Origin of the sequence: Tumebacillus lacus (assembly GCF_026410385.1) — a bacterium.
GTDB lineage: Bacteria > Bacillota > Bacilli > Tumebacillales > Tumebacillaceae > Tumebacillus > Tumebacillus lacus.
Genome location: NZ_JAPMLT010000011.1, coordinates 48,831 through 61,346, shown reverse-complemented (window position 1 = coordinate 61,346; position 12,516 = coordinate 48,831). Strand labels below are relative to the sequence as shown.

General features: G+C 58.1%; 11 protein-coding genes. 1 reads left to right on the top strand and 10 read right to left on the bottom strand.

What is annotated here, in order from left to right; genetic code table 11:
• Positions 1 to 237: 237 nt before the first annotated feature.
• Entirely contained in the window at positions 238 to 1,011 is a 774-nt protein-coding gene (gene spo0A, locus OS242_RS16365; protein ID WP_267152772.1) for a sporulation transcription factor Spo0A, read from the bottom strand.
• 329 nt (positions 1,012 to 1,340) lie between these two features.
• Here spo0A and OS242_RS16360 point away from each other — a divergent pair, with 329 nt between their 5' ends.
• Complete coding sequence (locus OS242_RS16360) at positions 1,341 to 2,063, top strand: hypothetical protein (RefSeq protein WP_267152771.1); 723 nt, start codon at positions 1,341 to 1,343, stop codon at positions 2,061 to 2,063.
• Positions 2,064 to 2,178: 115 nt separating this feature from the next.
• On the opposite strand, the gene spoIVB is transcribed toward OS242_RS16360, so the two are convergent.
• From spoIVB to xseA, 9 genes are all read right to left on the bottom strand, one after another.
• A complete protein-coding gene (spoIVB, locus tag OS242_RS16355) occupies positions 2,179 to 3,483 on the bottom strand; it encodes a SpoIVB peptidase (RefSeq protein WP_267152770.1) in 1,305 nt (434 codons plus the stop codon).
• Between the two features lie 177 nt (positions 3,484 to 3,660).
• Positions 3,661 to 5,388 carry a DNA repair protein RecN gene (gene recN, locus OS242_RS16350; protein WP_267152769.1) on the bottom strand — a complete coding sequence of 576 codons (1,728 nt, stop codon included), beginning with the start codon at positions 5,386 to 5,388 and terminating at the stop codon, positions 3,661 to 3,663.
• A 15-nt stretch (positions 5,389 to 5,403) separates the two neighbouring features.
• Positions 5,404 to 5,850, bottom strand: coding sequence for a transcriptional regulator AhrC/ArgR (ahrC, locus tag OS242_RS16345; RefSeq protein WP_267152768.1), 447 nt, complete (start codon positions 5,848 to 5,850; stop codon positions 5,404 to 5,406).
• Positions 5,851 to 5,871: 21 nt separating this feature from the next.
• On the bottom strand, positions 5,872 to 6,729 hold the full coding sequence (locus OS242_RS16340) for an NAD(+)/NADH kinase (protein WP_267152767.1): 858 nt from the start codon (positions 6,727 to 6,729) through the stop codon (positions 5,872 to 5,874).
• Between the two features lie 82 nt (positions 6,730 to 6,811).
• Positions 6,812 to 7,630, bottom strand: coding sequence for a TlyA family RNA methyltransferase (locus OS242_RS16335; protein ID WP_267152766.1), 819 nt, complete (start codon positions 7,628 to 7,630; stop codon positions 6,812 to 6,814).
• Between the two features lie 91 nt (positions 7,631 to 7,721).
• Entirely contained in the window at positions 7,722 to 9,626 is a 1,905-nt protein-coding gene (dxs, locus tag OS242_RS16330; RefSeq protein ID WP_267152765.1) for a 1-deoxy-D-xylulose-5-phosphate synthase, read from the bottom strand.
• A 309-nt stretch (positions 9,627 to 9,935) separates the two neighbouring features.
• Positions 9,936 to 10,838: a polyprenyl synthetase family protein gene (locus tag OS242_RS16325; RefSeq protein WP_267152764.1), complete on the bottom strand. Its 903-nt coding sequence runs from the start codon at positions 10,836 to 10,838 to the stop codon at positions 9,936 to 9,938.
• Entirely contained in the window at positions 10,838 to 11,089 is a 252-nt protein-coding gene (locus tag OS242_RS16320; protein WP_267152763.1) for an exodeoxyribonuclease VII small subunit, read from the bottom strand. Before OS242_RS16320 ends, OS242_RS16325 begins: the two co-directional genes overlap by 1 nt.
• A complete protein-coding gene (xseA, locus tag OS242_RS16315) occupies positions 11,082 to 12,455 on the bottom strand; it encodes an exodeoxyribonuclease VII large subunit (RefSeq protein ID WP_267152762.1) in 1,374 nt (457 codons plus the stop codon). The genes OS242_RS16320 and xseA overlap by 8 nt, the downstream gene beginning before the upstream one ends.
• Positions 12,456 to 12,516: the final 61 nt, after the last annotated feature.

The window sequence follows — 12,516 nt, the reverse complement described above, 5'->3', positions numbered from 1 at the left end:
AAGGATAACTCAAAGCAAATATCCCGGTATATCTTCGTGATTGTACTTCAAATGCTGAAAGGTGTTTGTCACGTCTCATATCAAGAACTCCTGAGTCAGGATTCAAAAATATATGCAGTCCATCTTCAATGGAAAGGGATTAAAAGATTAGGATCTTCTGAGCACTAAAAAACCCGATGAATCCAGTAGGTTCATCGGGTGAAATGGCTTTTCACAATGAGAATTGTACGATTGCAATTACGAAATCTTCGCTTCGATGCGGAGCTTATCTGCGACCATCGCGATGAACTCGGAGTTGGTCGGTTTGCTCTTGCCGACGTTGACGGTGTTGCCGAAGAGGGAGCGGATCGAATCGACGTTGCCGCGGCCCCAGGCGACTTCGATGGCGTGGCGGATGGCGCGTTCGACGCGGGACGGGGTGGTGTTGTATTTCTCGGCGATCTTCGGGTAGAGGATCTTGGTGATCGAACCGAGGATCTCCACGTCTTTGTAGACCATGCCGATCGCTTCCCGCAGGTAGTGGTACCCCTTGATGTGCGCCGGTACGCCGATCTCATGAATGATGTTGGTGATCGAGGCGTCGACGTTTTTGCCGCGGGTCATCATCTGTTGCTTCGGCGCGGTGGTCACGCCCGGCACGCGCACGACTTGGCGAATGCGGTTGGCGAGGACATCCATGTCGAACGGCTTGAGGATGTAGTACGCAGCTCCGAACTCCACCGCACGCTGGGTGATGTTCTCTTGTCCGAAGGCGGTCAGCATGATCACTTTCGGATCGAAGGAGAGCTGCATGCCTTGGATCTTCTCCAAGACCCCGATCCCGTCAAGCACCGGCATGATGATGTCCAAGATGATGACGTCCGGCTGCGTCTGTTCCAACTGCTCCAGCACTTCGCTGCCGTTGTAGGCCACGGCCACGACTTCCATGTCGCGCTGTTCGGTCACAAACTCTTTGAGCAGTTCCGCAAACTCGCGGTTGTCGTCGGCGATCAGGACTTTGATTTGTTTCACTGTATGTGTACCTCCTTGGGGTGGTGGTTCAGCTATTTGGTTTATGGTTTCTGTCGTGAAGATATTTCGACAAGAGCATTTTTATTCCTTCATTTCCGGTTGATAAACATTCTGACGGAATTCAACATATTCCGCAAACTAACAGGTTGAAAGACGTGACTTTGATCAAGCGGTGCAGGATAAAAGACCTGATATTTGTCGAAAAAAATAAGCATTCGTTATGTAATATAGTTCTAAATACCCATGACCCAACTTGTCCCTTTTTTTGTTTTTCTGGCTCTTTTCGGGGCAAAGTAAGAACAAACACCATTTTCGGAGGAGGGTTTCCCGTGCTGAGAAAAGTTGCAGTCAACAGCCTCGTCCTGTCGTTCGTTCAAGCCGCCGCCCCGTCTGCCGATGCGGACGTGCGAGTCAAACCTCCGCTCCCGTTGCGTTTCGACCCGGTTCGGCCGGAGGAACCAAGCTCCGGCATCCGTCCGCTCTCCCCCTCCAAGATCGCGGACGTGCTGCGTGAAGTGCCGGCCGGGACAGGCACCGCCTTTTTGTTCATCAAGGCCGGCGATGATGAACACCTCCACGCCGGCTGGCGTCAAAATGACAGGCGGTATGACCTCGGCGCCGTCGGCCGCGCCCCCTATCATGTAGAGATGCGCGAGGAACCGTTTGGCACGCAGACGTTGTTGCAATGTGACGGCTGGTTTGGGCACAATGTGACGCGCGGTGTGAGCTTTTTGTTGACCGCCGACGGACCGCAGCCTTTTTTGCAGACGGAAGGATGCCGGATCGCTTTTGATCTGGACGGCGACGGCGAGTCGGAGTGGATCGCGCACACAGTGGGCACCCATACGGCGCAGGCGTACTTCTATAAGTACTGCGACGGCCGGATGACGATGGCCGACGTGAACGCCGCTCTGGGCGCTGAGTTCGTGCTCCCGGTGTTCCGCAACCGCAAGACGCCGCCGCTGTTGCAAGCGCGCGTATGCGGCGTGGAGAAGGCGTACGTGTACACGCGCGACGGACTCGCCGAGCTGACGGCCGCCGCCAAGGAATGAACAGGATCGCAGCGAACGCCTGACAGGAACGCAAGGAAAAAGGCTCCCGCGTCGAGAGCCTTTTTCCTTGCGTTCGTTCTGCGCAAAAAAAGAACGCCCATTGCTGGGCGGTGTGTTACGAGGCTTTGGTTTTGACGCCCGCTTCGTTGAGCATCCATTCGATGAAGACGCCGTAGCCTTGCGTCGGGTCGTTGACAAAGACGTGGGTGACAGCGCCGACGACTTTGCCGTCTTGGAGGATCGGGGAGCCGGACATGCCTTGGATGATGCCGCCCGTCTTTTCCAAGAGGCGCGGGTCGGTGACTTTGATCACCATGCTTTTGGTCGCCGGGTACTTCTGACGCATGACGTTGACGATCTGGATGTCAAACTCTTCGACTTTTTGGTTGTCGACGACGGTGAGGATCGACGCTTTGCCTTCATGCACCTGCTCGGCGAGGGCAATCGGCAACGCTTTTTTGATCTTGCCGTACTCAGGCTGTTCGCTCATCTTTCCGAAGACGCCAAAATCGCTGTTGCGCGTAATCGAGCCCAGCACTTTGTCCTCGTCGACGAAGATCCCGCGCTTTTCCCCCGGCGTGCCGTTCTCGCCTTTCTCAATCGAGGTGACGCTGGAATGCACGACCTGTCCGTCGCCGACGCCGATCGGCTGCCCGGTGTCCACGTCTGTGATGATGTGGCCGAGCGCGCCGAATACGTTGTGATCCGGCTGATAGAAGGTCAGCGTCCCCACCCCGGCTGCAGAATCGCGAATGTACAGACCGATCCGGTAGATGTCGCTGTCTTTGTCGTAGAGCGGTTTGACTTTCACTTTCAACGTCTCTTTCTGTCTTTTGATCGAAAATTCTAGACTTTGGTTCGACTTGCCCGCCTTGTTGATCCACTCGGCGGCCTGTTCGACCGATTTGACCTTTTTGCCGTCGATGGCGGTGATGATGTCGCCGACTTTGACTTGAGCTTGCTCAGCGGGCGAGATCGACTCTCCGCCAGCTTTGACGAGGTTGTAGCCCACGACCATGATGCCGGACGATTTCAGTTTCACGCCGATCGATTGGCCGCCCGGGATCACTTTCAGATCGGGCACGACGTTGACGTGCACCGATTTGACAGGGATGACGCCGAACAGTTTGACCTGCAGGTTGGCGGTGCCTGTCTTCCCGGAATCGAGCGTAAGAGGAGTCTTTTGGTGTGCGGCGGATACATCCTGCTGCGGGCCGGCGACGGAGACGACCGCCGGTTCGGAGGTGGTGACCGTCGCGAACGACTTGAGCCCGATGTCAAGCGCGGTACTCGCGCCTTGCAGGATACGCAGTTCTTGGGGAATGCTTGCGAGCTGATGAATGGGTGTGAACCAACACAAGGCGACAAAGAGCACTGCAACGGTGAGTCCCATCAACTTTTTTGCGGTGTGTTTCGTCAAACCATCTCACGCTCCCCTTCCTTCCCGTCTACACCTCCGTCATCCTCTTGCAGGAGGCCAGTTGGTCATCTTTTAGTTGATGGCTATAGAATGCCACCCCCGCGCCCCTGCTATCCGAGAAAACATCTGGTATGAGTGCCACGCGCGTTTCTTGGCGGTCTTACCGTGATACCCGATTCAGACCTTGATTAAACGGGCGCGATCCAACATTTCTTCCGCATGGCGCAAGGTGGTCTCGGTCAGTTCGGCTCCGGACAGCATCCGGGCGATTTCGCGCACGCGCTCGGAAGGGGAGAGCGCGGCCACCTCCGTTTTGGTGCGGAGATCGTCTTGGCGTTTTTGGATCAGGTAATGAGCGTCTGCCATCGAAGCGACCTGCGGCAGATGGGTGACGCAGAGCACTTGACGCTTCGCCCCGATGGCGGCCAGTTTCTCGGCGACGGCCATCGCCGCTTGTCCGGAGATACCGGTGTCGACCTCGTCAAAGATCAAGGTCCCGACGTTGTCGACGTCGGCGAGGATCGTCTTCAAGGCCAGCATCGTCCGTGACAGTTCGCCGCCGGATGCGATCTTGCCCAGCGGCCGCAGCGGCTCGCCGGCGTTTGGCGAAAACAGAAACTCGACGCGGTCGATGCCGCTCTCGGAGACGTGGACGCGCCGCTCGCCGATGGAGAGGCCGCCCTCTTCCTGGATCTGAGTGAAGGTGATGGCGATCTGCGTTTTCGGCATCATCAGAGCGGACAGTTCGTCCATCACGGCGTCGGCGAGGCGGGTGGCAGCTTCTTGGCGGGCTTTGGAGAGTAGCAACGCCTGTTTGGCCAGCACACTGCCGGTTTTTTTCACGTCAGCCAACAGACGTTCGATGTTTTCTTCATAATGTTCGATGTTGTGCAGTTCCGTTTCCAAGCGGTCGGCCACATCGAGGATCTCGTCGATCGACTCGCCGTATTTTTTCCGCAGCCGGTTGATGCCGGTCAGCCGCTCTTCGATCTGAGACAGCCGCGCCGGGTTGAACTCGATGTCATCCCGGTAGGCGCGCAGGTTGTGCGCCGCTTCCTCGACGTGGTAGAGCGCCGTCTTGACCAACTCCAGCGTCGGCAGCAGCCCTTCGTCATAGCGCAGCACCGCTTCGAGATCGGTGGTGACGGTGTTGAGGTGATCGAGGGCGGACGCACCCCGACCGTCGCCCGTGTAGAGCCGCTCGTAGGAGCGCTGGGCGGCGGAGTGGAGTTTTTCGGAGTGAGCGAGGCGGCGCCGCTCTTCGTCGAGGGCGACCTCTTCGCCAGGGCGCAGTTTCGCCTCTTGGATCTCGGCGAGCTGAAAGCGGAGGATGTCCAGCCGCTGGATGCGGGTCTGCTCGTCCGCCCTCGCCTCGCGCAGACGGATGCGAGCCGCCCGATAGTCGTGATACGACTGCGAGACGCGTTCGCGCAGGTCGAGCACGGTGTCGCCGCCAAAAAGGTCGATGATCTGCAGTTGCTCCTGCGGATCGGTCAGGGTCTGGTGCTCGTGCTGGCCGTGCATGTGCAAGAGGTAAGGCGCGATGCTTTTCAACATCTGGACGGTGACGAGGCGGCCGTTGATCCGGCAGACGTTTTTGCCGTTTGCGGAGATCTCGCGAACGATGGCGATGGAGCCTTCTTCCGAGTCGATGCCGATATCCTCACACAGTTCTTGAAAATCAGGAGACGTAGAAACGGCAAAAAGAGCCTCGATGGTGGCTTTGGCCGCTCCCTGCCGAACGAATTCGGAGGAAGCGCGGCCGCCGAGGATGAGGCTCAATGCGTCGAGCAAGATCGATTTGCCGGCTCCAGTCTCCCCGGTCAAGATGTTCAGCCCTTCCTCCAGCGAAAGGCGAATCTCTTCGATCAGGGCAAAATTTTTTACGTAGAGTTCTAGAAGCATGGTGTATCCCCCTGGTTAGACGTAGGAGAGGAAACGATTGACGACCGTTTGCGCGGCGTCGGTGCTGCGGACGATGACGAGGATCGTGTCGTCGCCGCAGATGGTGCCGAGCACCTCCGACCAGTCCAGCGCATCAACGATGGCGCCGACAGCGTGCGCATTGCCCGGCAGCGTTTTCATCACGATCAGGTTCTCCGCCCGGTCGATGGATACGAACGAGTCGATCAGAATGCGGCGGAGCTTTTGTTCCGGGTTGTAGGTCGGTTCTGCCGGCAACGAATATTTGTAGGTGCCGTTTGGGGTCGGCGTCTTCACGAGATGCAGTTCTTTGATGTCGCGGGATACGGTGGCCTGGGTGACTTGAAACCCGGCGTCGCGCAGTTTGTCGACCAATTCTTCCTGCGTTTCAATCTCTTTTGTCGAGATGATCTCGCGGATTTTTAACAGGCGTTGCCCCTTCATCGAATCGAGCTCCTTCACAAGTTACGGTGCGCGGTGGAGTTTCTGCCGCAGCACGTCATAAAATTCACGGTCATGCCATTTGATCAACGTGGTTTTGTACGGGGCCTGCCGCACATGCACCACATCGTTTTGTTCCAATTTCTCGAAGATCTGGCCGTCGAGGGACAGCACCAACTCCGGATGAGAGGCGGACACTTCGACGCGCACTTCTTGGTTGGCCGCGATCACCATCGGGCGGGCATGCAAGGTATGCGCACAGATCGGGGTCAGCAAGATGACCTCGATGTGCGGCGAGACGATCGGTCCGCCGCAAGACAGCGAATAGGCGGTGGAGCCGGTCGGCGTGGAGATCAGTAGGCCGTCGCCGGTGTACTGGTCGACGTACATGTCGTCGACGAACACTTTGCAGGTGACCATCTTGCCAAAAGAGTCGCGGGCGATGCCGATGTCGTTCAACGCGGTCAACGATTCCATCACCGTCTCGCCGTTGCGAACGACTCGCGCTTCCAGCATCAAGCGGTTTTCAAGGCAGTATTCGCCGTCAAGCACGCGCTTCACAGCATTTTCCAAATCTTTCGGTTCCGCCTCGGATAAAAAGCCGAGGTGGCCGATGTTGATGCCGAGGATCGGCAGTCCGGCGCGGGCAAACTGCCGGGCAAATCCCAGCATGGTCCCGTCACCGCCGAGCACAAACAAAAGTTCAGCTTCTTCCGCAAATCGGTCGAGTGGCAACGCCAAATCGGCGCGATCCGCTTTGGCTGCCGACTCCTCATCGAGGACGAGGCGCGACCCGTATTTTTCAATCAACTCGATCAGTCTGGCTGTGATCTCGTCCGCTTTGACTTTTGAATGATTAACCGCTAAACCGATCGTTTTCACGGCAAAAGTTGCCCCCTTCACGAGGTCTTCCGCATAAGTATTCGCTATGCGTGAAATAAAATCCTTTTTAGAATATGACGATTTACCGTTCTAAGCTCCGATGCGCCTCGCGCACCACCTCGTCGATGAGAGCGGTCAACGCATCTGCGTCCAGTGCCTCCCCCTGTTTGGTCAGGCGGGCGAGAAACTCGATGTTGCCGTCGCCGCCGGTGATCGGCGAAAACGTGACGCGGCGAATGTGAAATCCGTTCGATTGAGCGGAACCTAGGGTATGTAAAAGGACGTCGCGGTGCACCTCCGGGTCGCGGACGATGCCGTTTTTCCCGACGCGTTCGCGGCCGGCTTCGAACTGCGGTTTGATCAAAGTGAGCAGTTCCCCGTCCTCAGTCAGCACGTTGTGGATGACCGGGAACAAGAGGCGAATCGAGATGAACGAGACGTCCATCACCGCAACCTGCGGCGTCTCGCCTTTGAGGTCTTCCGGCTTGAGATGGCGGAAATTGGTCCGCTCCATGACGATGACGCGCGGGTCGTTGCGCAGGGACCACGCCAACTGGCCGTAGCCGACGTCGACGCTGTAGACCTGTTTGGCGCCGTTTTGCAGAGCGCAATCGGTAAATCCGCCCGTGGATGCGCCGATGTCGATCACGACTTTGCCTTCGACGGAGACGTCAAATTCTTTCAATGCTTTTTCCAACTTCAGACCGCCCCGTGACACGTAGGGGTGCAGATCGCCTTTGACGGTGATCTTCGCGTCCGATTTGACTTTCACGCCCGGTTTGTCGCTGCGCTCACCGTCGACGAGCACGAGGCCGGCCATGATCGCCGCTTTCGCTTTTTCGCGGGATTCGTAGAAGCCTTGCTCTACGACCAGCACGTCCAACCGTTCCTTTGCACTCATGGAAATTGCTCCTGTCATCCGTGATTTCTCTGTTTACCGTTCACTAAAAACGGGCAGGACATGCGTCCCGCCCTGTTTATCATGTGCAATTTTAGGCGCGCTTTTGCTTGAGCGGCACCATGGTCTTGACGTATTCGACCAAGGTGTCGACGTTCAGACCGACTGAGTCACGCAGTTCTTCCGGGGTGCCGTGCTCGATGAATTGATCGGGCAGGCCCAGCGGGAACAGGTTGATGTTGGTCACGCGGTTTTGCGCGTAAAACTCCAGCACGGCGCTGCCGACACCGCCTGCGACCGCCCCTTCTTCGAGCGTCACGATCGGCATGTTTTGCTGCGCCAGTTCCATCAGCATCTCGCCGTCGAGCGGCTTGACGAAGCGCAGGTTGATCACGCGGGCTTCGATGCCTTCCTCGGCGAGGAGTTCTGCTGCGCGCTCGGCCGTCTCGATGATCGGGCCAAAGGCGAGGATCGCAAGGTCTTTGCCGTCGCGCACCGTCTCAGATTTGCCGATGGGGAGCCGTTTCAGCTCCGTGTCCATCTCGACGCCGCGTCCTTCGCCGCGGGGATAGCGGACAGCGATGGGGCCTTTGTCGTAGTGGACGGCCGTGTGGAGCATATGGCGCAGTTCGTTTTCGTCCTTCGGCATCATGATCGCCATGTTCGGGATGATGCGCAGGTAGGAGACGTCAAACGCGCCTTGATGCGTTTCGCCATCCGCTCCGACGAGACCGGCGCGGTCGATGGCAAATACGACCGGCAAGTTCTGAATGCAGATGTCGTGGATCGTCTGGTCATACGCGCGTTGCAGGAAGGTCGAGTACAGCGACAGGACCGGCTTCTTTCCGGCGCAGGCGAGACCTGCCGCAAACGTGGCGGCGTGCTGCTCGGCGATCCCCACGTCGTAGAAGCGCTTCGGGTAGGCATCGGCAAATTTGCTGAGTCCGGTGCCGCTTGGCATCGCAGCGGTGATCGCGACGATGTTTTCGTTTTCTTTTGCCATCTCGGTCAGCGTGTCACCGAACACCTTGGTGTACTGCGGCGGGGCTGCCTTGACTTTGACGACCTTCGGAGCGTCACCCGGCTGGACATTAAAGCCTTTGTTGACCGCGTGCATTTTATCCGGCGCGTCGGCTGCCACTGCATAGCCTTTACCCTTTTGCGTGATCACGTGCAGGAGCACCGGGCCTTTGGTGTTGCGCGCCTGCTTGAGGTACTTGAGCAGGGTCGGCAGGTCGTGGCCGTCAATCGGGCCGAGGTACGTGAAGCCGAACTCTTCAAAGAGGATGCCCGGCACCATGAAGTACTTGAACGAGTCTTTGGCCCGCTCCAGCACTTTTGCCGCTTTGTCGCCGATGTCGCCGCCCACTTTGTGCAGCAGGTGCGAGACTTCCTTTTTGAAGGACGAATAGTGCGGGTCGACGCGCAGTTTGGTCAGGTAGGAGGAGATCGCACCGACGTTTGGCGCGATCGACATCTCGTTGTCGTTGAGCACGACGACCATGTCCGTTTTGACGTGACCGGCGTGGTTGAGCGCCTCAAACGCCATGCCGCCGGTCATCGCGCCGTCGCCGATCACCGCGACGACCTTGTGATCTTCGCCGCTCATGTCGCGGCCGACCGCGTAGCCGACAGCCGCCGAGATCGAGGTCGAGGCGTGACCGACGTCAAACATGTCATGCTCCGACTCGCCCCGCTTCGGGAAGCCGGACATGCCTTTGTATTTGCGCAGGGTCGGGAACAGGTGCTTGCGTCCGGTGAGGATCTTGTGGACGTATGCCTGATGCCCGACGTCCCAGATGATCTTGTCTTTCGGAGACTCAAAGATCTGGTGCAGCGCGAGGGTCAGTTCGACGACACCAAGGTTGGAGCCAAAGTGCCCGCCGGTGACTGCCAGGCTCTCTATAAGAAATTGGCGAATCTCTTCGGAGAGAGTCGTCAGTTGTTCCACCGATAGATGTTTCAGGTCGGAGGGGCTATGAATCTGATCGAGTAACACGTAATACCGCCTCTCTTCTGTAAGGTGCAGGAATTGGGGGAAAAAAACCCATAGTTAGAACTAGTTTAACATAAGTCAGCCCTGCTTTTCCACGTCGTTTTCCGCTGTGACTCTGGCTGGCTCCTGCGAAAGGACGCCGGTGGTCGCATGGACGCAAGATCCCCTTTGGAAAAAGCTGTTGCCGTTAGTGTGTCTCTTCCTCAGCCGCTCATTCTATGTAACGGATACCCGGCGGGAAAGTTACAGCGATTCGCCAAGGAGATGAAAAAAAGAAGCAGGCCACAACAGAGATGTGCCCGCTTCCCCCTTTTACACTTCCCGGTTGACCAGCCAATCGGCGATCTGCGTGAGGCGGCCGCCCGAAAGGCCGATCGATTGCAACGCTTGGTGCGCTTCCCCCGTCAAGCGACGGACAGCTTCGCGCGACTCCTGCAGACCGTGCAACGCCGGATAGGTCAGCTTGGCATGCGCTGCGTCCGCGCCGACCGCTTTGCCGAGCTTTTCGGCTGAGCCGACCACGTCGAGGATGTCATCCACGATCTGGAAGGCGAGTCCGATGCGCTCCGCATAGGTCGTCAATGCAAGCAGTTGTTCTTCCGTCGCTTCTGCAAACAGTGCGCCGATGCGGACGGAAGCGGTGAGCAGTGCACCCGTCTTGTTGGTGTGGATGAAGGCGAGCGTCTCCGCATCCGCCTGCTTGCCTTCGTTGAGCATGTCGGCCGTTTGACCGGCGACCATGCCGAGCGACCCGGACGCAAGCGCCAGTTCGCCGACAATGCGCAACATCACCGCTTCCCGGCCGGTCGCGTCAAGGGTGCCAAGCACCTGAAACGCCTGCGTGAGCAGCGCGTCGCCCGCGAGGACGGCCACCGCTTCGCCGAACACTTTGTGGTTGGTCGGTTTGCCACGGCGGAAATCATCGTCGTCCATCGCCGGCAGATCGTCGTGCACCAGCGAATAGGTGTGGATCATCTCCAGCGTTGAAGCGACCGGCAAAGCGGCCTCCACATCCCCGCCTAGCGCTTCCACCGTCGCCAGCGCGAGCACCGGGCGCAGGCGTTTGCCGCCCGCGAACAAAGAGTAGCGCATCGATTCGAACAGCACGCCGCAAAAGCGATTGCCCTCCGGCACCAGCTCATCCAGCGTGCGCTCGATCTGCCCGATCCGATCTTTGAAATACGCGTTGAGATCTCCAGTTGCAGCGGTAGCCATTACGATTCCTCCGCTTGAAATGGTTTTTTCGTCAGAGCGCCCGCTTCACTGACGAGCATCTCGATCTTTTGTTCAGCTTGATCCAATTTTTCCCGGCAGATACGCGCCAACTGCATCCCCTCTTGAAATTCGGAGATCGCCTGTTCCAGCGCGAGATCGCCCGACTCCATCGCTTTGACGATCGTTTCAAGACGTGCCAGCGCTTGTTCGAAACTCAGTTCTTGCTCGGCTGCCGCTTTTGTGTCAGTCATTGTGCTTGTCCTCCTCTATGCCCCAGACGGCGCAATCCAGCCAGCCATCCTCCAATCTGATGTTGACCATGTCGCCGAGTTGCACGTCATTCAGTCGTTTGACCATCCGTTTCTTCCCGTCAGCATAGGCCAGCGAATAGCCGCGGCGCATCACCGCCAGCGGGGAGAGCACGTCCAGTTTGTCCAGCAGCCGCTCGTAGCGGTTGTTGTCCCGCTGCAGTTGATCCTGCGCCGCCTTTTCCAGCCGTTCGACCATGTATTGCAACGTCTGATCCATGCGCTTCGCCCGCTCGACAGGCGACGTGCGGATCAGTCGCGTCTCCAGAGCTGCCAGTTGTCGTTCGCGCTGCCCCGCTGCCTTGGTCAAGGCGAGCAGCAGGCGGTCTTCGAGGTTGTCCACCGTCTGTTGCCACTGGCGGACCTGGTGTGTCGGCCGCGTGAAGACGGGTGACGTCTCCAAACGCGTGAGTGCTTTTTGAGCGTCCCGCACCTGCCCTTGCAAGGCATTGACCAGCCGCGCATGTAACTGTTCGAGGTGACGGCGCAGTTCGAACAGGTTGGGCACAGCCAGTTCAGCTGCTGCTGTCGGGGTGGGTGCCCGCATATCGGCGACATAATCGGCCAGCGTGGTGTCCGTCTCATGGCCGACCGCCGAGATCACCGGGATCATCGAAGCATGAATTGCGCGCACGACCACCTCTTCGTTAAACGCCCACAGTTCCTCCAGCGAGCCGCCGCCCCGCCCGACGATCAGCACGTCAGCCGCGCCGAGTTCGTTCATCGTCTCGATCGCCTCCGCCACCGACGGCGCAGCGTTTGGTCCCTGCACGATGACCGGGTGCAGGAGGATGTCGGCCACCGGATAGCGGCGGCGGATCGTCGTGATGATGTCGCGCACCGCAGCCCCCGTCGGCGAGGTGATCACGCCGATGACGCGGGGGTATTTGGGGATCGGCTTTTTATATTGCGGATGGAACAGGCCTTCCTGCTCCAGCTTGTCTTTCAACTGTTGGAATGCCAAAAACAGCGACCCCAGCCCGTCCGGTTGCATGTCATCGACATAGAACTGGTACGCGCCGTCCCGCTCAAACACGGAGACGTAACCGTGAGCGACGATCTTCATCCCTTCTTTCGGGATGAATTTCAGGTAGCGGTTGTTGCCGGCGAACATGACCGATTTGACGCGGCTCTGGGCATCTTTCAACGTGAAATACATATGCCCTTTGCTGTGGTGTGTGAAGTTGGAGATCTCGCCCCGCACCCAGCAGTCGACCAAGCGGTCGTCCTCTTCGAACAACTGCTTGATTCTCGCGGTCAGATCGCTGACCGACCAAGTTTTTGATTGCTCTGTCAACACCGCTTTCAACTCGCTTTACTCTCACTATTTTGTAGAAATAGTACCATAAAAAAGTTCACATCGCGAGGAT